We start from the raw sequence: 24,413 nt of genomic DNA on the forward strand, positions 1-24,413 counted from the left end.
CTTTATTCACTCCGACCCCTTTTTAATTTAGTGAACTATTCAGGCAACGTAATATTCAATTCCAATACGGAGCAATCATCACTGTTCTCCAACTGCACGGTAACTTGATCTTCATCGATATTCACATATTTGCGGATCACATCCATGATCTCTTTCTGCATCAGTGGCAGGTAATCCGGCTGCTGACGCTTATTACGTTCGTGCGCAACAATGATCTGCAGACGCTCTTTAGCAACTGACGCAGAACTCTTTTTTTCTTTCTTTAAAAAGTAATTAAAAATGCTCACTTTTTACCTCCAAGTAGTCGCTTTAGAAATCCTTTTTTCTGTACTTCAAGAAAACGGTGTTCCACTTCTTCGCCCAATAACCGCGATACCGCATCAAGATACGCCTGACCTGCCTCAGAATCCTGGTCTAAAATAACCGGCGCACCTTGGTTCGAAGCCTTTAGCACGGCTTCTGATTCAGGAATAACACCCAATAAAGGCACGGCCAGAATGTCTTCAACATCTGCCACACTGAGCATTTCAGCTGCCGCTACACGCTCCGGGTTGTAACGCGTTAATAGCAGATGCTCTTTAACTGAGCCGCCCTGCTCTGCTTTGAGAGACTTGCTCTGCAAAATACCAATAATACGATCCGAGTCACGTACAGAAGAGACTTCTGGATTAGTGACAATAATGGCTTCATCTGCAAAATACATCGCCATCATCGCACCTTGCTCAATACCTGCAGGTGAATCACAAATGATATATTCAAAGTCCTTAGCCAAATCAGTTAAAACGGTTTGCACGCCTTCCATAGATAAAGCATCTTTATCACGTGTTTGTGATGCAGGCAGAATAAACAAGCCCGGCGTACGTTTATCTTTAATCAGCGCCTGATTTAAACTGGCTTCCTTGTTTATCACGTTAACAAAGTCATACACAACACGTCGTTCGCAGCCCATAATCAAATCAAGGTTACGCAAACCTACATCAAAATCAATCACGACTGTTTTAAAACCACGCAGCGCCAAGCCTGTTGCAATCGCAGCACTCGACGTTGTTTTACCTACGCCACCTTTACCTGACGTCACTACAATAATTTTCGCCACTACCATTCCTCGTTACCTGTTTTGATCAACCCATTTCTGTGCACATTGGTGTGCACTGTGCCTAATGCTAAATAGCGGCAACTTGAATGGATTCACCCTCTAAAAATACATGTGCTGCTTGTTTCCAGCACTGCTCACGCAACTTTTCATTCAATATAAAATAACCAGCAATAGAAACTAATTCCGCTTCCATCTGACGACAGAAAACACGTGCATCTGTATCGCCTTTAACACCCGCCAAAGCACGCCCACGCAACGTGCCATAAGCATGAATATGGCCATCCGCTAACACTTCAGCTCCTTCACTAACCCCTGCCATTAAAATCAGATCCGACCCTTCTGCATACACTTGCTGTCCAGAACGAACCGGTTTGGTAATAACTTTACTGGGGCGAAAAACGGCCGCTTTCCCAACAACTTGTTGGATGGGTTCGGCCTGAATGGGTTCGGCCTGAGCGCGCTCAACCTGAATTTCAGTCGCCCGGGTTTTTGCAGCGGGTAAACACGCCAAACCTAACCCCATGACGGTTGATGCCAACTCTGTGGCCACCGCTCTACAGGCAATCGGCTGCAATCCTAGCTCACGACAGGACCCGACAACTTGATTTAGTTGCTCAGCCTGAAGCTCACCTTCATAGGCAGCCAGATTGAGCACAAGAGGAGATGCATTAAAAAACTGCGGTGCGGAATCAATCTTTTGCTTTAACTGCTCAAAAAACCGCTCCGCTGAATAATCGTAAAGATCCATTACAACCGCCGTGAAAGCGGTGCCTTTCATCTGAAAACAAACATTTGCCATTGGGCAACCTTAACCTACTAATAAAAACCGATACACTCGCTAACCCGTCTGCCTTAGCTGTGCAAACAGCTGAGAAGATTAATCAAAAAGCAACTTTTTCAGGGCGCTACTTTAGCAAATAGACTCAATATCAGGAAACGAAACCAACACCAGATTGATAAATTTATTACGCACGTGCAAAAATAACTGACTTATTGCTGTGTTAACAGAAAATATCGAGATATAAAAGTTCCATTACAGATAAATTATTTAAAATTAACTTCGTCATGCCCCCAATATCATAACTTGATAAGCTAGTGCCTGACGTTAAATTACCAACAGAACACCTATGCTCCAAAGCCTGATAAGTTTTTACAGAGTTTACCCGACGGGTTACGGAGCAAATTAGCTGGCCATATGCAGGTATTTTTAAATAAAAAGGCATCATTAGCCGAAATGGCTTGGAAATAAACGACAAAATCAGGGTGTTAATTGCCCCTTAAGCGTGTTTATTAAGACTTAACCGCCCTGGTAGTGACTATTCTGAATTTCGCAGTATACCGGTTTATCCCAATACCTATGTGGCCAGCAGTACACGAAGAGAAGGCACCATAAAGGGGTCGATAAAGCGATAAAGGGGTCGGAGTGAACGATAAAGGGGTCGGAGTGAACGATAAAGGGGTCGGAGTGAACGATAAAGGGGTCGGAGTGAACGATAAAGGGGTCCGATAAAGGGGTCGGAGTGAATATCGATAAAGGGGTCGGAGTGAATATGAGTGAAATTCACTCCGACCCCTTTATCCATGAGTGAAATTCACTCCGACCCCTTTATCCAGACCCCTTTATCCAGGAACCACTTCGCTTGAGTCAAACTTTTTTGGTTGCAACGCCATTGTAAATCTTTAAGTAAATCTGACATTTAATCTCTTTTTTAATTGTGAGTTTGGTGAACATGTCATCAGTCTTTGCTTACTGCTGAAATGAAGATGGACGAGGTCAGTTACGACGAGGTCAGTTACAAGGTTTGAAAGATAATTAGATTGCGCCCTGGCGGGCAATATACAAGGGTTTAAGTGGGGAGTACGCGGTTCCCAGACTTTTCAATTAGTTGAATAGTCCGGGAAACTGGGTCACGGGCCTTAGCTGGCCTGATCAACGACCTGTTGCATTTGGCTTTTTATATTGCCATGGGCATACAAAAATTCGATTTGCTTTTGATATTCTGTTACAAATCGCTTGTGTGACTTCACTTCCCCAAAAATGCTTTCAAGCTGCAAAAACGCCAACGGATCTTTAGCTGTCTGCTGCGCAGTTTCGTGCAACTCATCAGCCATGACATCGCTTATGTCCAGAGCTTTACCGTTTAGGTTCACTTGTTTGTCACTGTAATAACACCAAGCCGCCAGAACCAAAGTCGCGCACTCTATTTTGCCTTGCCTACTTAAGTTTTCAAGCAAAGTGGGGATCAAGAAAGTCGCAACCTTTGAGGAGCTTTCGAGGCATATGCGTGACAAGTTATCCTTAATATTGGGGTTCGAGAAACGTTCGAGCAATACGTCTTTATATTGTTCTAACTCAATGCCTGCAACTGGTTCAAGAATAGGCGTGACTTCACTGTCCATAAACAGGCGCAGGTAACGTCTAAACAGTGGCTCTTGTACTGCGCAATCGATAGTGTCTTGCACATCAATTGAGCCTAAAATACCCAGTACCGAATGCCCTGCATTAAGTAATCGAATTTTCATTTTTTCATAAGGCGTGACATCGCCAACAAACTGCGCGCCGACTTGCTCCCAAAGTGGGCGTGTATCACTGAACTTATCTTCAATTATCCATTGAATAAAGGGTTCACACACCACCGGCCAGTTATCTTGTACCCCGACCTCTTCAGCCAAGTACGCTATATCCGCTGGCGTTGTTGCGGGGGTGATGCGGTCCACCATAGCGTTAGGAAATTTCACCTCGGCGGCTATCCATTGGGCTAAATCCTGATCAATCTTACCCACATAAGCCAACAGCATTTTACGGGTCATGTTGCCGTTATGCAGAATGTTGTCACAAGACTGGATCGTAAAGGGCTTTTGCCCGGCATCTTTACGCTTTTTAAGGGCGCCTGCCAGATAACCAAACACCAAACGAGGGTTGTGAGGGTTGCTTAAGTCATGAATAACATCAGGGTGCTCAAAATCGAATTCGTCTGTCACCGAATTAAAATTGTAGCCCCCTTCAGTGATGGTTAGCGAGACAATTTTGGTCTCTTGGCTGGCCATTTTATCGATGACTTTTTGTGGATCATCACAGCTAAGCAAGAAATCAGTCAGGCAGCCAATAACCCGATTTTCTACTTGGCCATTTGCATGCTTAACAATCAAGGTATAAAGATAATCTTGTTCTTTGAGAATGGACTGCATTTTACGGTCGGCTTCACGCAAGCCAACACCGCAAATGCCCCATGTTAAATCACCACTTTGTTGCATATATTCGTCGGTATAAAAGGCTTCGTGTGAACGATGAAAGCCCCCCACTCCAATATGCACTATGCCCGAGGTCACTTGAGTTCGATCATAGTTAGGAACTGCCATACTCTCGGGCAGTGCAGCTAAATTAATTTGATTCAATAAAATAGTATCTTTAATAGTCATTTGATTTGTCCTAAAGCCTGATCCCAGCTAACAGCTTTTATTTCTTTACGCTGCATAGCCCAATATGCGCAGAAAAAGTATATGAGTGTGCAAACGAAGGCGACGCTAAAAAACAGGTCGCGGTTGCTTTCATATACATAGATATCTGCACTGAAAAACATGGTGTTGCACGCCAGTAAGAAGGTGACCAACAAGCTAGCGATAGAGGCAACACGTAATAATTTAGTCAACCTCGACACATCTTTTATTACGTCAGGCTCAAGATCGGCTTGGGCTGCCTGGTGTCGCTCAACCCGCTCGTCAAAAGCTTCCATTTTAGCTTGCTCTTCTGGGTACGCCTCGGCAGCACCGTGGCGTCTAGCCATTAGGGTGTAAACGATGATAGTAAAGAACCAGGTAGGAATGAACAGGTAGTAAAAAGACAAGATATCTAGTGCGTTTAAACCAAAACCAAAAACTAGCCCTCCCCCCCAGGCAACTACAGCTGGGCGGCTGTGCGTCAACTGACGATATGCAACCCAATAGCGGGTAAAGCCAATGCGCGGGAAGATAAAATGTTCAGCGAACACTATGGCGCCCACTGGCACAACCAACAGGCCTGCGTACGTCAAAAGCGGTAACAATTTGGTAAAAACAAACGGGAAACACGCGATGCACACAGTGACTATGCCCACTGTAAAGGTGGTTTTGTTACGTGAATGAGATTTGAAAATGGCCTGAGCGGCTAAGCCCGCACGGTATAAATTAGCGTTGGCGGTTGTCCAACCTGCCACAATGACAATTACCAGGCCAGACAAACCTAGTGCGTGATAGGCCACGTCACCTGGGTCTAGCTCAACAATAGATTTTTGTACGATTATGGCAGTGCCGGCGCCCATGATACCTGCTGAAATCCATGCAATATAATGACCAAACAACATGCCTGCAGAGGTACACAACCCGTATGAACGTTTACGGGCATAACGCAATAGCGCCATATCAATCAAGCCTACGTGGGTGATGGTATTCGCCGCCCAGGAAAAGCCAATAACTTCTAGTAAACCAATGCCTGGCTCCCCGGAAGAATCAAGCCCCGTCCACACGGACACACTACCAATATGCATAAAATCAGCCCAGCCGCTTAAACTTGTTTGACCAATCACCGACTCCGCCAATGCAGGCATTAAAATAAGTGGACCACTGACAAACATCACGAGCAACCAAGGAGCACAAATACCCGAGAATTTAGATACCGCGGTAAAGCCGTACATAGCCACCAATACCACTATGACCCCCACGGCCAGCACTATCATCACAAACCAAGGGTTAGTGGGATACCAATTGAGCTGGGCGGGAATATTAAAGGCAAAGCGCACCGCAGTGGCCGACACCGTTATCATGGCAGCGGATATCACAGTAAAGATGATGACATTTGCCCAGTTGTAGAGTTTGGTCATTGAATCACCTGCAATTTTCTGCAAGTAAGTATAAAGACTTAACCGGGTTTCTACGGCGATAGGGGTGGTGATAAAGGTCCAGCTCAGTACCGCTAAAATATTACCAATTAACAAACCTAACAGGATGTCGGTCATGGTAGCCCCGAGTGCAACAAAGGTCGCACCAAACACAAATTCTGTTGCGGCAACATGTTCACCGGCGTAAAGCCCCAAAAAGTGTGACCACCCTTTTAACTTGTGTTTGGGAATAGGTAGCTGCTCTTCGCTAATATTCCCGATATTGATGTTTTGCATTTGTGACGTCATATTATTTACCCAACCTGCTGTCGATTTATGCCCGCGCTGAACCCATTTACCGAGTTATTCGCAACTCACTTATTAGGAATGGATTTCACAGAGTCTGCACAACATCACTCTGTACCGACCCACACTCCAGATTAATCCCTGACAATAAAATGAGCATATGCTCATTTTAAGGGCATATTCCCAAATTTAAACATAACTTGTCAACTCTTTGTTAATGGCCAAACCCTATAAACAAGGTCGCCAATCCTGATAGGTGAGTCTGTAGAAAGCAGGGGCATTGTCTGACTAACGAATGAAAACATATAATTTTCAATTAGATAAAAACTAAAAAAGGTGAGGACCAGTACGCTAGGGAATGCAATTCGTTAATTTTTTGTAAACTAAAAAAAGCTAAAAAAATGTTATTTTTTAACCCAATTATTCAAAAATGGAAGTAAAGGTGAAGAAAAAACGCCGATCAGGCGACGCTAAACGGGCACATAATTTTCGCGCCCTAATAAATAGAAGATTATCTGAGGCGATTTTTCACGCCAAGCTGAAGGCACTATGTTACTACCATCGCGACCAACTTGCCGCTATTGCAGGGCTAACCGTCACCTGCCCCCCAAGCTAGACCAAAATGGAACCCCGCCCTATGTCTCCTGGCGCTGTATTGACCAGTTAAACTCACAGCCAATAACCAACATTAAACGTTTTTCATGAGTGTATTGGCAGCTATAAGTGAGTATTTTCACAGGCTGTTTGGTGAAGCGCAGGTTTTTAATACCAGTAATCAAGGAAAGATTTTAGGTGAGCTAGGTGGTAATAAACTTCCCCAGCCCACTTTGTTCAGTATAAAATTGTGATTGGCGGTTTCTATCGCAACACTATTAGCGGCACGTCACACCGCTCTAGCATCTTAATAGTGTTGCTTCCCACGAAAAACCGACGAAGCTTAGAATGTGCAAACGCACCCATTACAACCAAGTCCACGGTATTAGTTGTTATATACTCCATAAGCGATTGGTGAATATCACCTTCTATAAATGAAGCTGTTACGTTAAACCCCTTGTTTTCCAGCCTCTGTTTTGCAGCATTTAGTTTATCGTTTAGATCGGTCTCATTATTCTTTACAGAAACCAAATGACAATGCAGTCCGTATAACAGACCACCATCAATCACTTTTTGCAACGCATTATCGGCGGTCTCTCTTCCATCATAGGCCACCATAAAAGAGGCAGGCTGTTTAAACTCAGCAGGAACAATTAAAACAGGATCACTAGCTTGGCGTAGCAAGGTTTCAATGTGTGAACCCAGAGCAGTGAAATTAGCATCATGCCCCTGTCCACTTCTACCAATAACTATGAGACGGATTTTATCCTGTAAGTCGTTAATCGCTTCAACTACATCTCCGTGACGTTGAATTGTTTCCACCCCCTTTACACCCAAACTTTCTGCTTTTTTGGCTGCCTTGGAAAGTAATTCTTTACCGAGCTGCAACGCCACCTTTCCACGCTGTTCATCCAGTTTGGTCATTTCCTCAAGTAAAGCGGAGCGGGCACCCAGTCCAATTGCGCCAGAATAATCATCTGCACCGTGTTGCTGCTCTTTTTCCAAGGTATGCAAAAAGCACACTGGCTTATCTAGTTTTTTTGAAGCCCAGATTGCCGCATCGGTTACGGCGGCTGTCATTGCTGAACCATCCACGCAGGTCATTATTTTTTTCATCATTTTTCCTTAGTGTCCGCCTAACAACTTTTCGATTTCTTTAGGATCATTGTGTACCCCAAACTTGTCGACCACGGTTTCAGTGGCTTTATTCATACCGATAAGATTAACCGTTGCACCTTCACGCCTAAATTTAATCACGACTTTATCTAACGATGTCACTGCTGTGATATCCCAAAAGTGTGCATGAGTAAGATCAATGACGACGGTTTCGGCGGCTTCTTTAAAGTCAAAAGCGTTGATAAATTGCTCTGCAGAGGCGAAAAACACTTGCCCAATAACTTCATAGGTTCTGACATTTTCAGACACCGAAAAATCAGATTTAACAACCATAAAACGCCCAATTCTGTTGGCAAAAAACAAGGTTGCCAGCAGGACCCCTATAAGAACACCAATTGCAAGATTGTGGGTCACTACGACAACAATAACCGTCGTTACCATTACTATATTTGAAGAAAGTGGGTGTTTACGCAAATCTTTGATCGATGACCAGGAAAACGTACCTATCGAAACCATGATCATGACCGCAACCAGTGCCGCCATAGGAATGTGACGCAGCCACTCATCAAGGAAAACCACCATAACTAACAAAAATGCGCCCGCCACAAAAGTAGAGAGCCGACCTCGCCCACCAGATTTCACGTTGATAATAGATTGGCCAATCATGGCGCAACCCGCCATTCCACCAAACAAACCCGCACCAATATTTGCGATACCCTGGCCTTTACATTCTTTATTTCGGTCACTAGATGTATCAGTCAAATCATCGACGATAGTGGCTGTCATCATAGATTCTAGAAGGCCCACAATGGCAAGGCCTATTGAATACGGTAAGATAATTATCAGGGTCTCTATATCAAGAGGGACATCAGGCCATAAAAATATAGGTAAGGTATCAGGCAATTCTCCCATATCACCAACCGTTCTAATGTCTAATCCCATTATAATGGCGACCACTGTGAGCGATACTATGCATACCAGTGGCGATGGAATTGCTTTACCTATTACTGGCAGGTACGGAAAGAGATAAATGATACCAAGGCCAGCGGCGGTCATAACATATACATGCCAGGTCACATTGGTCAGCTCTGGTAATTGAGCCATAAAGATGAGAATGGCAAGAGCGTTAACAAATCCCGTAACGACTGATCGAGAGACAAAACGCATCAATTCACCGAGTTTGAGAAATCCAGCCAAAATTTGCAGTACACCTGTGAGGAGTGTTGCAGCCAGTAGATATTCCAGCCCATGCTCTTTAACTAGGGTCACCATCAATAAAGCCATCGCACCGGTTGCCGCAGATATCATTCCAGGTCTGCCGCCAACAAATGCGATGACAACCGCAATACAGAATGACGCATAAAGCCCAACCTTGGGATCAACGCCAGCAATAATAGAAAAGGCAATGGCTTCGGGGATGAGGGCTAGCGCCACTACAATCCCCGCAAGTACATCACCACGAATATTGGAGAGCCAATCTCTCTTAACGTGTTCAAGCATGCAAATAACCTAATAGTGTTTAACATTCCCGAATGGGGAATAATTTCTGATTTATTTAAATGAGATATTATCGCGAATAACGCGATAAATTTGCACCTCTAAAAAGTGCATCATGAAGGGGGACGAGCCTAGGGCGGCGTAAGTGTCAAAGTCAGATCCCACGGTAATTAATTTTAGGAAAGTCTATACAATCTGTAATTTTAATACAATGTTTTACAGAATTGATAATGCTTTATGTCATTGTCTCATAGGTTTCAGCTGATACCACTGCAACTGGGCAGAATTTCAAAAATGTCGCTCGTGTTAGAGCTAATACAGCTTCATGAATCAACACCAATACAACTATTGCAATAACAAACTCACTTAGCTCTGACTCATTTCAATTAAGCGACTATAGGTGCGGCGAAATTCAAACACCAGTGCGCCTTGTAAATAAAGTTCTGCTATTGGTACATCACTGCTTAAATACAGTCTTACTTTTTGGTCATATAACTCATCGATTAGGCTGATAAAACGTCGAGCCATGTCATCATTAACCGCATAGGACAAAATACGTTCACCGGTGCTGGTGGCTTGGTTGTCACCTATGCCATCTTCGGTGCCACGGGCCTTAATCCATCCCCGCACTTGGCCTCCCAATTGCGGTACACCACTTAACATCACCGTGTTAAAGCGAGTGGCAATTTCCATGTAATCGAGTTGCGAACGTGGGCCGTCACACAAAGCGTAAAAGTCGAACCATACAACTGAGTTTGAGATATTGATGTCAGTGGCGCGGACTACCGTAATATTGCGGTGGCAGATGTTTATGCTGGTATTATTGATTTTTGCTGAGCTAGGTGCCTGCGTTAGATCAGAAAAAATAGCCGCAAAATCCATTTTTACTGTATTGCCCACATACTTAGATGCTGCGATAAACACCGTTTCACATTGCTGTGCATGGTGTTGATGTAAGCGGTGATCTTGCTTACCTGCAAGATGCAACATGTGTGTATGTTGTTGTAGCAGAGCTATGCAGGGCAAAAATTTATGTCGGGCTAAGCCATTTTCATATAAACGCTCGATTGGAATATTCGAAGTAGCGACTAACACCACGCCTTGTTCAAACAAACATGCAAACAAACCTGCCAGTATCATGGCATCGCCAATGTCGGAGACAAAAAACTCATCAAAACATAATATACGGCATTCTTTAGCTAGGTCTTTGGCAATGAGCACCAAGGGATCTTGTTGACCGGCTTGCGCTTTGAGGGCGTGATGAATGCGCGCCATAAAACGATGAAAGTGCAGTCGCAGTTTGCCTTTTTGTGGCAAACAATCGTAAAACAAATCCATTAAAAATGTTTTACCCCGACCCACGTCACCCCACAGGTAAAGCCCGTTGATGGGCTCGGGTGACCTTGTACTTTGCTGACTTAATTGCTCAAAAAGTGCATCCAGAGCGTTTATTGCTTGTACTTGTGATGGATCATCAACCAGCCTACTGCCCAATTGCGATTGATATATTGCAAAAGGAGAGTTAAGTGTTGGTGTACGGCTTGACCCATCAGGCATAGTGAATATTTCCAACAAATGACTAAATTCAGACGAGAATCCTAGCTATTTTTAGCGCGCCAGCCTATGTTTTAAAGAAAAAAAAAGCGAACCCGAAAGTTCGCATTTTCATTTAAACACACCTAGTCTTCGCGATAACTGTCCAAACTTGGGCAGCTACAGATCAAATTTCTGTCCCCAAACACGTCGTCGATACGATTCACTGATGGCCAGAATTTATTTTTGGCTATGCCGGGCACTGGGTATGCGGCGGTTTGACGATCGTAGCTGCGATCCCAGTTGGCATCACAAATGTCATCCAGAGTATGGGGGGCGTTGTGCAACGGGTTATCCGTTGCCCCCCACTCGCCGGATTCTACCTTGGCCACTTCGGCGCGTATGCACACCATGGCTTCAATAAACCTGTCCAGCTCGACTTTGGCTTCGGATTCCGTGGGTTCGATCATAAATGTACCTGCCACCGGGAAACTCATGGTCGGTGAGTGAAAACCGTAATCGTTCAAACGCTTGGCGATATCTACTTCGGTTACACCTGAGGTTTCTTTTAACGGGCGTAGGTCGATAATACATTCGTGGGCGACCCGCCCATTGCGCCCGCGGTATAAAACGTTGTAATGCCCTTCGAGTCTATTGGCAATGTAGTTGGCATTTAGTATGGCCACTTCGGTGGCTTTTTTAAGCCCCGCGCTGCCCATCATTTTGATGTACATGTAGCTAATGGGCAAAATAGAAGCGCTGCCCCAAGGTGCGGCCGATACTGCGCCGTTGCCGGCTGTGGTATTGCCGGTATCAATTACCTTATGGTTTGGCAAAAACGGCGCCAAGTGGGCTTTGACGCCGATTGGCCCCATACCTGGACCGCCGCCTCCGTGTGGAATACAAAAGGTTTTATGTAAGTTAAGGTGCGATACATCCGAGCCGATCAAACCCGGTGAGGTTACCCCAACCTGTGCGTTCATGTTGGCGCCATCCATGTACACCTGGCCACCGTGCTGATGCACTATATCGCAGATTTCCTTGATGGTTTCTTCGTATACCCCGTGCGTTGAGGGGTAAGTGATCATGGCACAGGAGAGGTTATCCGCCACTTCCGCGGCTTTTTTGCGCAAATCTGCTAAATCGATATTGCCGTTTTTATCACAGTTGACCACGACCACTTTAAGGCTGACCATTTGCGCCGATGCGGGGTTAGTACCGTGGGCAGAGCTGGGGATCAAACACACATTACGCTGACTCTCGCCGCGGCTCTCGTGATATTTCTGGATGGCGATCAAACCAGCGTATTCGCCCTGGGCACCAGAATTGGGCTGCATAGAAAGCGCGTCGTAACCTGTGATATCTAACAACCATTCACTTAGCTCGCCTAACATCTGGCTATAGCCTTGAGCCTGATCAATAGGGGCAAAGGGATGCAGTTTGCCAAATTCAGGCCAGGTGACCGGGATCATCTCGGAGGTGGCATTGAGCTTCATGGTGCATGAGCCCAGGGAGATCATTGAGTGGTTTAAGGCTAAGTCTTTGTCTTCCAGGGATTTGATATAACGCAGCATTTCAGTTTCTGACTGGTAGCTGTTGAATACTTCGTGGGTCAGAATGTCGTTGCTGCGTAACACTGCTTCAGGAATAGATTGACTGCCCGAGGCAACCAGCTGTTGATCCAGCTTAGGGATATCCAGCCCGTGATCCGCACCGAACAACACATTAAATAACTGCTCAATGTCATCACGCGTAGTGGTTTCATCCAGGCTGATCCCTACTGCACCATTGAGGTCTGCACGTAAATTCATTTTCGCCAGGTTGGCTGCCGTGATGATCGCGTCTTTTTGCTCTGTCACGTTGATGGTCAGGGTGTCAAACCAGGTGTCGTGACGCAACGTTATACCCGGCGCGCCTTTTTGCTTGATACCCAGAGCCAGGATATCCGCCAGACGATGAATACGCGAGGCGATGGTTTTCAGGCCTGCAGGCCCATGATATACAGCGTAGAAAGAGGCCATATTGGCCAGCAAAACCTGGGCAGTACAGATGTTGGAATTGGCTTTTTCCCGGCGGATATGTTGCTCACGGGTTTGAAGCGCCATACGTAAAGCAGGTTTACCGCGGCTGTCTTTCGATACACCTATGATACGCCCGGGCAAAGAGCGTTTATAAGCATCACGAGTAGCAAAAAATGCGGCATGGGGGCCTCCATAACCCATAGGTACTCCAAAACGCTGGGCCGAACCTAATACTACATCGGCCCCCATTTCACCTGGCGCTTTGAGTAAAATCAGGCTCATGATATCTGCGCATACCGACACTACGCCTTTGTTGGCCTGTACCCCGGCGATAATAGCGCTCAGGTCCAACACTTCCCCAGTGCTACCGGGATATTGTAACAAGGCACCAAATATATCATGTTGGCTGGCATTCTCAGCGGCGCCAACTATAACGTCGAAGCCAAACATGTCTGCGCGAGTCTGGATCACGTCCAGTGTTTGGGGGTGCACATCATCGGCGACAAAAAACAGGTTGGACTTTTTGTTTTTTGATACCCTTTTGGCCAAGCCCATGGCCTCGGCGGCGGCGGTAGCTTCATCTAACAAGGAGGCGGAAGCCAGCTCCAAACCGGTCAAATCCATGGTCACTTGCTGGAAATTCAACAGCGCTTGCAGGCGCCCCTGGGCAATTTCCGGTTGGTAAGGTGTATAAGCGGTATACCAACCTGGGTTTTCCAGTACGTTACGCAAAATGACGTTAGGTGTCAGGGTATCGCTGTAACCCATACCGATAAAAGAGCGGTGTACGGAGTTTTTGGCGGCAATAGTTTTTAAATAGGCCAGAGCCTGTGCTTCAGTTTGGCTTTCACCCACGTTAAGCGGACCAGGTAAACGTATGCCCTCGGGCACGGTTTGCTGCATCAAATCGTCCAGGGAAGTGGCGCCAACCAGCTCCAGCATCTGTGCCATCTCGGTTTCACTTGGGCCTATATGGCGGCGGACAAAATCTTGTTTTTGCTCTAATTGGGATAGGGAAAAATTAGCATGTGGCATAACTGGCTTACCGACTCCTGAAACGTAGGTGAACTAAAGCAATGAGCCGGGCTCATCGCGGCAATATAAAAATGTATTAGGTAGCTAAGGGCCGTAAAATAAAAAAGCCCCTTTGTTTGCGGTGCGCAGGAAACCAGCGATAGACACCTTGCCTGCTCGCTGGCTAATATTGCGGTTAGTCTTCCTCGATGCTGTTTTCGTAAGCTTCAGCGTCAAGCAAACCTTCAACTTCTTCAACGTCATCGGCTTTAATACGGAACAACCAGCCATCACCATAGGGATCTGAGTTGACCAGCTCGGGGCTGTCTTCCAAATCTTCATTCACGGCCACAATCTCACCACAAATGGGCGCATACACATCCGATGCCGCTTTGACAGATTCCGCAACGGCTATGTCGTCACCGGCACTGACCGTTGCACCCACATCAGGTAGTTCAACAAAAACCATGTCGCCAAGGAGTTCCTGGGCATGCTCACTGATACCAATTGTGAAGGTACCGTCACCTTCGGGCCGCACCCATTCGTGAGTAGAGGCATAACGTAAATCTGCTGGGATATTGCTCATAACTGTTCCTAAAGTATCTAATCTAATTTTAAGCCTGCCAACGTATTACTCTGCCAAGCCAACTGTATTTTATCAATATCAATCAGTGTTGTGACCAAAGGCCAACCACGGGTAACAACTCTGCTGTTAAATTTTAAAGGACACTTTTGCCATTTCTGACAAAACTGGGTTTCACCACATTTACTGTAACCCACTTTTTGCGCATTTCCACTTGCGCTGTATCACCTACTGTATTTGGCACCCGCGCCATGGCGATGCTGTGACCCAAAGTAGGGGAAAATGAGCCTGATGTGATGACGCCTTCACCGCCTTGTACTTGCACAGTTTGTCCGCCACGTAATACACCTTTTTCGGTCAATACCAGGCCAACCAGTTTCTCGGTGCCCGCCGCTTTTTGTTTTTCGAGGGCCTGGCGGCCCATAAAGTCGCGTTCAGTGGGCTCCCAGGTGATAGTCCAGGCCATATTGGCCGCCAGTGGCGAGATGGTTTCATCCATGTCCTGACCATAGAGGTTCATGCCGGCTTCTAAACGCAAGGTGTCTCGGGCACCCAAACCACACGGTACCACACCTGCATCAAGTAATTTTTGCCAGAAGTCAGCTGCTTGGGCATTGGGTACCATAATTTCGTAGCCGGCTTCACCCGTGTAGCCTGTGGTGGCGATAAACAAGTCTTCCGCCTGCACGCCGTAAAAAGCTTTCATGCCTGCGACCGCTTCTTTTTGTGCCGCTGAAAACAATTGCGCCGCTTTGCTTTTAGCATTTGGGCCCTGCACCGCTATCATGGCAAACTCGGGGCGCTCCGTAATGGTTACCGAAAAACCGTTGGCCTGGGCTAACAGCCAGTTCATATCTTTTTCACGGGTCGCCGAATTGACCACAAGACGGTAATTGGTTACATCGAAGTGATACACGATCAGGTCGTCTACCACGCCGCCCTCTTCGTTCAACATGCCGCTGTACAGGGCTTTGCCCCGCTCTTGCAATTTAGCCACGTCGTTGGCTAGCAAATGGCGCAAATAAGCTTGGGCCTGTTCACCGGTCACATCCACTATGGTCATATGAGAAACGTCAAACATGCCGGCATCGCGCCGCACCGCATGATGCTCTTCGATTTGCGAGCCATAGTTAATAGGCATTTCCCATCCGTGAAAGTCGACCATTTTGGCGCCAGCTTCAAGATGTTTACTATGCAGAACGGTTTTGCTTGGCATGTGAAGTAATCTACTGTGAGGAGTTTGGTTCAGAGTATAGGTTCAGGTCAGATAAGCGACAAATTGAAAATATTTATGCTTACATTAATAAAACTTATCTATAGAATACTTTTCATCAGTTTAGGTAATATACGATTTATTTATGAAACAATTGTCATTGGATAATCTGCGCACCTTTGTCACCGTTATTGATCTGGGAGGCTATGCCAAAGCAGGGGAGTTTCTAGGTCGCTCACAACCGGCCATCAGCTTACAAATTAAACGCCTTGAAACCCAACTGGATAAACGTCTGTTTAAAAAGGTAGGCCAACGTCACCAGGCCAATAACGAGGGACTTTCGCTCTATCAGCAGGCCAAACATATGTTGGCCCTGAACGATGATATATTCCGCCACTTTGCACCTACGTCATTACGTGGCCGTTTACGTTTGGGTATTCCCAGCGAATTTGCTACCACATTGTTGCCCAATATTATCGGCGATTTTAGCAAGCTGTATCCAGATGTCTCACTGGAGGTCACCTCGGCGTTGAGCAAATCGTTACTTAACGACAACCATCGTCAGGAATTTGATTTGATCATGGCACTGGTACCGCCAAATAAACAAATAGAGGGTGAATTGCTGCTGGACGATGATCTTGTCTGGGTGGGGGAAAAAAATCAGAGTTTTACCGGCAAGACTCTTAGCCTGGTACTGGCACCCGATGGCTGTGTTTACCGAAGCCGGGTGATCCAGGCGCTTAAGCAGCAGACGACCCAATGGCGTATTACTTACACCAATGCAGATTTAGGGGGGATCACCGCCGCGATCAATCAGGGCTTGGGTATCAGTGCGCTGGCCAGAAGCAGTGTGCCACAGGAATTGAGCATCATCCGCCACGAGAGTTTACCGCACTTGGGTAAGATAAAAATAGCCTTGTTTCATCAGGCTGATCGATACCCTGAGGCAAGCAACAAACTCGCCGAGTTTATTAAATCCCGGCTGGGTAAATTTTAGTTTGGTAGGTGTATATATGCAGATAGAGTGGATAAAATTTAAAAAATATGGCCTGAACACCCATTTTATAAACAGCGTCTTAGTGACCCATGGAAATTATTTCAACTGAATTGCGCGGCTAGTCGTTCATTTATTTAATAATTAATATGCCGATAAAGGCAAGCAATAATACAACTGAAAAAATCTCTCGATTATATTTTCCATGATAATAAGCTTTGCGACGATCCTTTAACAGATTGCCCATCCCGGAGACGTCGCTCATCTCTTTTTTATCATGAATACCGCGTTTCATTACCTCACCCCCATAAATGTTTACAAGCTTTGTAAATGGCACTAGCAAACTCGCTAAATAAGCTATTACTACTGCTTACATTGCAAGCAGGTTCTTGGGTAAGTTCATACCCGAACATCTATTGCAAACATGTATTTGGATAAGTTTATACCCGAAAAGTTCCCCGGGGCCACGTAATTAGCAAAATATTAACTTTTTAATCGTCAGACTTTAAACGGACGTAGGTTTTATATTTCTTTTTCAACAATCTATCTATATAACGGGTCAATTTTATTTTATGACTAATGGCATCATCCAGGGCATCCGTCAGCTCCGTTAACATAGTTTTATAATAAGCGACATCTTTAAGCACATCGGCTTTAGGTTCATCGGTAATCCCAACCATACTTGCCTGGGCACTCTCGGCCGGCCGGTTGTCCGGTAAAAACATTTCATCCGCCACTTCTTTGACCACAGTCTCTACCGCTGCCTCATCGAAAGTTTCCAGCTCTTCTAAAAAGCCATACAACAATATTCGATCCATTAAGGTGTTGATTTTGCGCGGGATCCCTCGCGTGAATTTAAATATTTTGTCGTACGCGCCCTCAGAGAATAGCTCAGTGCCCTTCCACCCTGCGTGATGCATGCGATATTCAATATAGGCCTGGCATTCCTCTGCAGTCAGAGGGGCTAAATGGCAGGAGGCGACGATACGCTGACGGAATTGCTCCATATTGGGGGCCCGCAAAATGGGCTGCAATTCTTCCTGACCGAGTAAAAAACTCTGTAGCAATGGCTTGCCTGCAGCCTGAAAGTTAGACAGCATGCGCAACTCTTCGATGGTTTCCAAGGGCAGGTTTTGCGCTTCATCGACCAGTAGCAGGGCCCGTTTACCCTGTTGATGCAAGTGCATCAGGAATTTTTCTAAATCATCCAGAATGTCTGCTTTGGTACTGCCCTTTACCTGAATGTTGAACTTGCTGGCCACCATTTTGACCAGTTCGTCGGGACTTAGTTTGGGGGTCACAATTTGCGCCGCCACTATATCGTCCTGCATCGCATCCAATAAACTATTGGCAATAGTGGTTTTCCCCGTGCCTATGTCACCGGTGATCACAATGAAACCTTCGGCTTGGGAAAGGCCATATTGCAAATAAGACATGGCACGCTTGTGCCACTTACTGGCAAAAAAGAAGCTGGGGTCAGGTGTCAATTGAAAGGGTTTAGAATCGAGTCCGTAATAATTTTCGTACATAAAAAACGCTGTGTCCGTCGGGCTAATAGCTCAGGCAAATGTAACCATAGCTTAAGCTATCATGGAATAGCTTAGCAATGGCTAGGCCGCTTTAAATCAGTTAAAACTGACTCAAATTGCCAACTCATTTTGCTACCCATACCCTAAAACGGGATTATAGCTGGCTATACCGCCACTGAAGTCGCGTCACACCACATAAATGTAGATGGCAAAATAGTGGAAGATACAACCGGCGGTCACAAACAAATGCCAAATAGGATGGGTATAACGGATACTTTTAGCCACGTAAAAAATCACCCCTACAGTGTAGCAAAGCCCACCACTGATCAATAACCACAAGCCACCACTAGGCAGGGCCTGATATAACGGATAAATAAAAAACAGTGCGATCCAGCCCATTAGTAAATAAGTCGTCACTGAGAGTCTTGGATATTTGCTTGCAGCAAAACATTTAAACACCACGCCAATAATTGCCAGAGACCAGATCAGTACAATCCCCAGCAAGCCAACCCATCCTCCAATGGCTAATAACATAAAGGGCGTGTAAGTGCCCGCTATCAACAGATATATAGCACTGTGGTCGACCACCTTTAAGACACGTTTAATCTTTTGGTTGCGAAAGCCGTGATACAAGGTGGATGATAAAAACATGCTGATCATGGAAACGCCGTAGATTATCGATGCGGTTTGGGCTAACGTATCTGCGGCGCGTAACAACAAAAACACCAGACCTACCACAGACGCAATACACCCCAAGGCGTGGCTGACGGAATTGAGCGCCTCTTCGATTACGGTGTAGCTCTTGACTAGGGGGATGGGTGGAACGTGTTGTTGCATGACTGCGCCTGGTAATAAAGTGAACCGGCATAATAATAGTTCAGCGTACACTTGTACACCCAAATAAAATGTAGGTTCAGCCGCAGGTAAATTGCACCGTTGAGATCGCTGCGCGCTGAGTCTAATGGAAGATTAAGGTTAGATAAACTTGCACAGTTGGTTTTTATATATCATCGAAAACAAGTATCAGCATTATTACACTGGTATTTGCAAAGACTTGCAGAAACGTTTCGCGGAACATCAGGCCAGTGGACTAAAATGTGCAAAGGCATTACGCGGTAAAGGGCCCTTAACCATGATTTATTGTTGTCAACTAAGCTCCCACTCCCAAGCACTGAAAATGGAAATATGGGTCAAAAAACTTAACAAGACACAAAAGTGCCAATTTGTCACGGGCCACTTACCCTGCCCCCATAGCCATTCTCCCTTAGGGGTAAACCCTTAATTGATGGCCACTACTCCTGTCTGGTACAGGCAAATATTCATGACTAAAAGAGTCCTTACCTATGTTGCAACTATCTGACCTCCCCACTGAACTTAAAAGCCTGGGGCGAAAACACTGGTTAACACTGCAAAACAGCCCAGAATTTAAGCCTCACTGGTCGACCCAACAACAAATGATCGAACAAGCCTTTGCGTTAAGTGATTTTATTGCCGATAGCTGCCTGCACCACCCCGACTATTTGCAACAATTGCTAGACAACAACCTGGTCGATGAGGTGGATGTAGACTACGCAGTGTTGCTGGCCGAGGCGCTGACAATAGTGGGTACAGAGGACGAGTTATTTACCTGTCTGCGGCGCTTTCGCAATTTACATATGCTGCGCATTGCCTGGCGGGACTTGCTCAACATGCAAAGCATCGAGTCGTCTTTAGTGCAAGTATCTAGTCTTGCCCAACAGCTGATTTTACAGGCCAGCGATTGGCTCAAGCAGCATTTGGCCCTGCGTTTTGGTTTGCCCATGGGTGAACATGGCGAGCAATCGTTATTTATTATAGGTATGGGTAAACTGGGGGGTAAGGAGTTGAATTTTTCATCTGATATCGATCTAATTTTCACCTATCCCGAATATGGCTCTACTCAGGGTGGTAAAAAGTCCATTGAAAACCAACAATTTTTCACCAAATTGGCACAAAAATTAATCGGTGCCCTGCACCAGATCACCACAGACGGCCAAGTTTACCGAGTCGACATGCGTTTACGCCCTTTTGGAGAAAGCGGCCCTCTGGTGTTGAACTTTTCTGCCATGGAGGAGTATTACCAGGATCAAGGCCGTGAGTGGGAGCGTTACGCCATGTTAAAGGGCCGTATACTCAACCCCGACAGCCCCGATCTTGAAGAACTTGAAGACATACTGCGGCCCTTTATTTACCGCCGATACCTAGACTACGGTGCCTTGGATTCTCTGCGTAAAATGAAGAGCATGATCAACCAAGAGGTACGGCGCAGAAAACTGGCTAACAACATCAAGCTAGGCCGCGGTGGGATCCGGGAAGCAGAATTCATTGTGCAAAGTTTACAGTTGATCCGGGGGGGCCGCGAGCCGCGACTGCAAACCCAGGGGTTGTTATATAACTTACAGCAGCTGAGCAAGTTACACATTCTACCCCAGTCCGATGGGGAGCACTTACGCAGCAGTTACCTGTGGCTGCGCAAGGTAGAACATTCATTGCAGCAATTTGCCGATAAACAAACCCAGGTACTGCCGGACGACGAAAAGGGGCGAAAGCGTCTGGTGCATGTTCTAGGGCTAGCGGATTACCCCGCATTTCTCACTCTACTGACCCAACACAGCACGTTGATCCACGAACACTTTTCCCAACTCATAGGTGAAGAGGCTACCCACACCAGTCAAGATGGGGATCCGGCCTTGAGTGAACTGGAAGACCTATGGCTGTTGGAGCTCACCGCCGATGAGAGCAAATCCTTGCTCGGTAACTGGTTGGATAGCGAACAGGCAGTAGCTATCGTTAAGGTACTGAGCGATTTTCGTGACAACCTCAGTAGCAGTAGAATTGGGCAGCGAGGGGAGAATATCTTAAACAAGTTAATGCCCCAGTTGCTCTTGGGAATATTGAACAACGAGCCCCAAAGCGCCAGCCATATCCTGGCCCGCACCCTACAGGTATTTAAGGCCATTTATGGGCGCACCGCTTACCTGGATTTACTCTATGAAAATCAGGGGGCCATGAATCAGCTGGTCAAGCTGTGTAAAGTCAGCCCCTGGGTGACAGACCAAATCAGCCGCTTTCCCTTGTTACTGGATGAGTTACTCAATCCCGCTGAGCTCTATAACCCCACAGCACTGACCGAATACGATGGGGAACTGCGCCTGGCGATGCTCAGAGTAGATGAAACGGATCTGGAGCAACAGATGGAAGCCCTGCGCCAGTTCAAGTTATGTCAGCAGTTAAAGATTGCCGCCGCTGACATCACGGGCGCCCTGGATGTCATGAAAGTCAGCGATCACTTGACCTTTTTGGCGCAAAGTATCATTAAACAGGTCGTGAATTTGGCCTGGCAACATATGTTGGAAAAATATGGTCTTCCCCAGAATACTGAACAGGAAGATGATGAGCCAGATACCATGAGTCGCGGCTTTGCCGTCATTGGTTATGGTAAATTAGGTGGCTATGAATTGGGTTACGGTTCGGATTTAGACTTGGTGTTTTTACACAATTGTACCAGCACAGAGCCAACGGATGGGGCGAAACCCATAGAGTCCCAGTTGTTTTATATAAAACTCGCCCAGCGTGTCTTACACTTATTCAATACCAAAACCGCCTCAGGATCTCTATACGAAGTGGACATGCGGCTACGCCCTTCAGGAAATTCTGGTTTGTTAGTCTGTCATATCAATAGCTACGCACAATACCAGCAGCAAAATGCCTGGACTTGGGAACACCAGGCCCTCACCCGTGCTCGTTTTATCTATGGCAGTGCGAGTCTCGAGCGACAATTTTATGAATTACGCCAGCGTATCTTAGCCTTGCCTCGACCTTTGCCTGAACTGAAAAACCAGGTTAAGGAAATGCGTGAAAAAATGCGCACCCATTTAAGTAGCCCTCAACAAGAGGGCTTCGATCTCAAACAAGATAGCGGTGGCATAGCAGACATCGAATTCATCGTGCAATATTATGTATTAGCATACACTCACCAGTACCCGAAATTAGCCAAGTGGCAAGACAATGTGCGCATTTTGGAAACACTCAAACTGCATTCTATCATCAGCGAACAAGACGCCCAGGCCTTAAGTGATGCCTATCTTACCTACAGAAACCGCAATCATCGACTGGTCTTGCAACAGGAAAATCGTTTAGCCGATTCGGCCCAATATGATAGCCTGCGCCAAGGGGTAAACGCTATTTGGCAAAGGATCTTTGAGCACTAACTCAGTGCTACCCACTCGTGCCTGCTTCGCTACAGTTGTCGCGTAAGTAGAGGATTTTTTTGTTGGTGATGACCAGTGAGCGCTGCTTGAAACACATATAGGCGCGGACCGTGCCGTCAAAGTTACTGTCAATGGCCACCGCAATTTCCCGCAAACTACCCATCACGGAACTGTCGATTTGAAAGTCATGTTTGACGATAAAGTCGCGATCCAGTTCCCAAATTAATTGTATGCCTTCGGATTGGGCGTAATCGGTGATCGCCCCACGCAAAGTGGTGCCAGCTTTGAACGATCTATGTTTGTATTCGCCGGCCCAGTTGGGTGGCAGGGGTTTTTGCAAGCTTTCCATTTTGCGTAAACGTTGCGCCAGGGGCTGATCGGAGTTTTTCACCACATTCACAAAATCGCCTATAATTTCGTCCCGAGGATGGCGAGAAGAGAGGCGATATTCGGCGTAAAAATCTGACACATTTTGCGAAACAGATTTAGGCCCAGCCCCTCCCTCTGGTATAGGTGCCGTGGCATTCATATGTTGCAGTATGATCACAAAAGTAGCGATAGCGATCACCGCTACCGCCAGAAATACATGTCTCAACCAAAGTAGCGAGAAAGAGTAAGCTCGTTTTTTTTTCATCTTGTCCCGTAGTGTGTAGCCAAAGTCGATAGCCGGCTGCTTGTTCCATTCACCTAGTCATTAGACTTAGTCATTAGACCTAGTCTTTAGACCTAGTCATTAGACCTAGTCATACAAGGATGGATCGTCTTTGTTTGGCCGGGTTTTAAAGCGTTTATGCATCCATAGATATTGTTCAGGGGCAAGCAACACCATTTTTTCTACCATTTGGTTGATCCTTGCCACATCCTCTTTATCGTCACCTGAGGGGAAGTTCTCCAGTCCCGGGAATACTTTTATTTTGTAGCCCGTGGCCGTTTTAATCGGCGTAAGAAACACCGTTTCACAATTTGCCTCTTTTGCAAACAGCAAGGATCCTGTGGTCGTGGCGGTTTCTGCTACGGAAAAAAATGGGGTAAATGCGCACTTATTACGCCCATAATCCTGATCCGGCAGATAAAAACACACCTCGCCAGCGTTCAAGGCGGTGATCAGTCCCCGTACATCACGTTTATGCACCATATATTTGTTGGAGCGATTGCGCCCGCGATACTGCATATATTCCATCAGCGGATTGTTATGTTTGCGATAAAAAGCCACCGAAGGATTGCGCAACCCCGCCACCCGGCAGGCAAATTCCAGGTTCATGTTATGGATGGCATAGGCCAGTACTCCCTTACCTTTGTGCAGAATATTCTCTATATGTTCATAACCTTCAAACTCGCCTATGCGTTGCACACGCCAAGTTGGCCACCACCACCCCATACCGGTTTCAAGTACGGCCATGCCAGCATTGTCGATATTGGCTTGTAAAAGCGCTTGACGCTCCTGTTCGGAATAATGGGGAAAACACAACTCCAGATTTCGCTGGGCAACCTTGACCCGTTTTTTTGCGAATACGACCAACAGTTTACCTATACCCTTGCCGATATAAGTTTGTAGCTTGTACGGCAGCCAGGAAATACTGTACAGCAGGATCACGCTGAGCCAGGTTAACCAGTATTGAGGGAGTAAAAATGAAAGTTTAAACTTGGGTGCGCTAACGATTGCCTGTCGCAATTTCTGCTCCACGAGAGAATTTGCGCTATTGTAATCTACAATGCTGGCAAAGTGGTTGGGTATAGAGATATTTTTACTTTATGCTTAGTGACCATGTTTAAACTTATAGTAGTGCCCGTGATGGGCTAACGTTTTTAAGCATTTGTATTATGGTGGAATTTCG

General features: G+C 46.1%; 19 protein-coding genes. 3 read left to right on the forward strand and 16 right to left on the reverse strand.

Annotated elements, in window-relative coordinates:
• Positions 1–35: 35 nt before the first annotated feature.
• The 11 genes from minE to gcvT all read right to left on the reverse strand — a co-directional run bounded on the left by minE (position 36) and on the right by gcvT (position 15,829).
• Entirely contained in the window at positions 36–287 is a 252-nt protein-coding gene (minE, locus tag AC3RV5_RS18425; protein WP_489729040.1) for a cell division topological specificity factor MinE, read from the reverse strand.
• Positions 284–1,096 (reverse strand): septum site-determining protein MinD, encoded by an 813-nt coding sequence (gene minD, locus AC3RV5_RS18430; protein WP_489729041.1) that lies wholly within the window; start codon positions 1,094–1,096, stop codon positions 284–286. Before minD ends, minE begins: the two co-directional genes overlap by 4 nt.
• A gap of 67 nt (positions 1,097–1,163) precedes the next feature.
• A complete protein-coding gene (gene minC, locus AC3RV5_RS18435; protein WP_489729042.1) occupies positions 1,164–1,895 on the reverse strand; it encodes a septum site-determining protein MinC in 732 nt (243 codons plus the stop codon).
• Positions 1,896–3,013: 1,118 nt separating this feature from the next.
• Positions 3,014–4,516: a mannitol dehydrogenase family protein gene (locus AC3RV5_RS18440; protein WP_489729043.1), complete on the reverse strand. Its 1,503-nt coding sequence runs from the start codon at positions 4,514–4,516 to the stop codon at positions 3,014–3,016.
• The gene (locus AC3RV5_RS18445; RefSeq protein WP_489729044.1) at positions 4,513–6,258 is read right to left on the reverse strand and encodes a purine-cytosine permease family protein; all 1,746 of its coding nucleotides are present in this window, start codon (positions 6,256–6,258) and stop codon (positions 4,513–4,515) included. Before AC3RV5_RS18445 ends, AC3RV5_RS18440 begins: the two co-directional genes overlap by 4 nt.
• Before the next feature lie 855 nt (positions 6,259–7,113).
• A complete protein-coding gene (locus AC3RV5_RS18450) occupies positions 7,114–7,965 on the reverse strand; it encodes a universal stress protein (RefSeq protein ID WP_489729045.1) in 852 nt (283 codons plus the stop codon).
• Between the two features lie 9 nt (positions 7,966–7,974).
• The gene (locus tag AC3RV5_RS18455) at positions 7,975–9,465 is read right to left on the reverse strand and encodes a SulP family inorganic anion transporter (RefSeq protein ID WP_489729046.1); all 1,491 of its coding nucleotides are present in this window, start codon (positions 9,463–9,465) and stop codon (positions 7,975–7,977) included.
• A gap of 363 nt (positions 9,466–9,828) precedes the next feature.
• Positions 9,829–11,019: a cell division protein ZapE gene (zapE, locus tag AC3RV5_RS18460; protein ID WP_489729047.1), complete on the reverse strand. Its 1,191-nt coding sequence runs from the start codon at positions 11,017–11,019 to the stop codon at positions 9,829–9,831.
• A gap of 122 nt (positions 11,020–11,141) precedes the next feature.
• Positions 11,142–14,051 (reverse strand): aminomethyl-transferring glycine dehydrogenase, encoded by a 2,910-nt coding sequence (gene gcvP / locus AC3RV5_RS18465; RefSeq protein WP_489729048.1) that lies wholly within the window; start codon positions 14,049–14,051, stop codon positions 11,142–11,144.
• 175 nt (positions 14,052–14,226) lie between these two features.
• Positions 14,227–14,616, reverse strand: coding sequence for a glycine cleavage system protein GcvH (gene gcvH / locus AC3RV5_RS18470; RefSeq protein WP_489729049.1), 390 nt, complete (start codon positions 14,614–14,616; stop codon positions 14,227–14,229).
• A 133-nt stretch (positions 14,617–14,749) separates the two neighbouring features.
• The gene (gcvT, locus tag AC3RV5_RS18475) at positions 14,750–15,829 is read right to left on the reverse strand and encodes a glycine cleavage system aminomethyltransferase GcvT (RefSeq protein ID WP_489729050.1); all 1,080 of its coding nucleotides are present in this window, start codon (positions 15,827–15,829) and stop codon (positions 14,750–14,752) included.
• A gap of 142 nt (positions 15,830–15,971) precedes the next feature.
• Here gcvT and AC3RV5_RS18480 point away from each other — a divergent pair, with 142 nt between their 5' ends.
• Complete coding sequence (locus AC3RV5_RS18480; RefSeq protein WP_489729051.1) at positions 15,972–16,823, forward strand: LysR family transcriptional regulator; 852 nt, start codon at positions 15,972–15,974, stop codon at positions 16,821–16,823.
• Positions 16,824–16,953: 130 nt separating this feature from the next.
• Here the strand turns inward: AC3RV5_RS18480 and AC3RV5_RS18485 are convergent, their stop codons facing one another.
• From AC3RV5_RS18485 to trhA, 3 genes are all read right to left on the reverse strand, one after another.
• Positions 16,954–17,115 carry a hypothetical protein gene (locus AC3RV5_RS18485; protein ID WP_489729052.1) on the reverse strand — a complete coding sequence of 54 codons (162 nt, stop codon included), beginning with the start codon at positions 17,113–17,115 and terminating at the stop codon, positions 16,954–16,956.
• A 196-nt stretch (positions 17,116–17,311) separates the two neighbouring features.
• Positions 17,312–18,349, reverse strand: coding sequence for an XrtA/PEP-CTERM system-associated ATPase (locus AC3RV5_RS18490; protein WP_489729053.1), 1,038 nt, complete (start codon positions 18,347–18,349; stop codon positions 17,312–17,314).
• A gap of 186 nt (positions 18,350–18,535) precedes the next feature.
• Positions 18,536–19,186: a PAQR family membrane homeostasis protein TrhA gene (trhA, locus tag AC3RV5_RS18495; protein WP_489729054.1), complete on the reverse strand. Its 651-nt coding sequence runs from the start codon at positions 19,184–19,186 to the stop codon at positions 18,536–18,538.
• Between the two features lie 217 nt (positions 19,187–19,403).
• On the opposite strand from trhA, the gene AC3RV5_RS18500 reads away from it, so the two are divergent.
• Positions 19,404–19,631, forward strand: a complete 228-nt coding sequence (locus tag AC3RV5_RS18500) for a GIY-YIG nuclease family protein (protein ID WP_489732207.1) — start codon at positions 19,404–19,406, stop codon at positions 19,629–19,631.
• A 61-nt stretch (positions 19,632–19,692) separates the two neighbouring features.
• A complete protein-coding gene (glnE, locus tag AC3RV5_RS18505) occupies positions 19,693–22,578 on the forward strand; it encodes a bifunctional [glutamate--ammonia ligase]-adenylyl-L-tyrosine phosphorylase/[glutamate--ammonia-ligase] adenylyltransferase (protein ID WP_489729055.1) in 2,886 nt (961 codons plus the stop codon).
• A 7-nt stretch (positions 22,579–22,585) separates the two neighbouring features.
• On the opposite strand, the gene AC3RV5_RS18510 is transcribed toward glnE, so the two are convergent.
• Positions 22,586–23,212, reverse strand: a complete 627-nt coding sequence (locus AC3RV5_RS18510) for a TcpQ domain-containing protein (RefSeq protein WP_489729056.1) — start codon at positions 23,210–23,212, stop codon at positions 22,586–22,588.
• Positions 23,213–23,317: 105 nt separating this feature from the next.
• The gene (gene lpxL, locus AC3RV5_RS18515) at positions 23,318–24,250 is read right to left on the reverse strand and encodes an LpxL/LpxP family Kdo(2)-lipid IV(A) lauroyl/palmitoleoyl acyltransferase (protein ID WP_489729057.1); all 933 of its coding nucleotides are present in this window, start codon (positions 24,248–24,250) and stop codon (positions 23,318–23,320) included.
• Positions 24,251–24,413: the final 163 nt, after the last annotated feature.

The sequence above is a fragment of the Paraglaciecola sp. IT1134 genome (assembly GCF_058068185.1).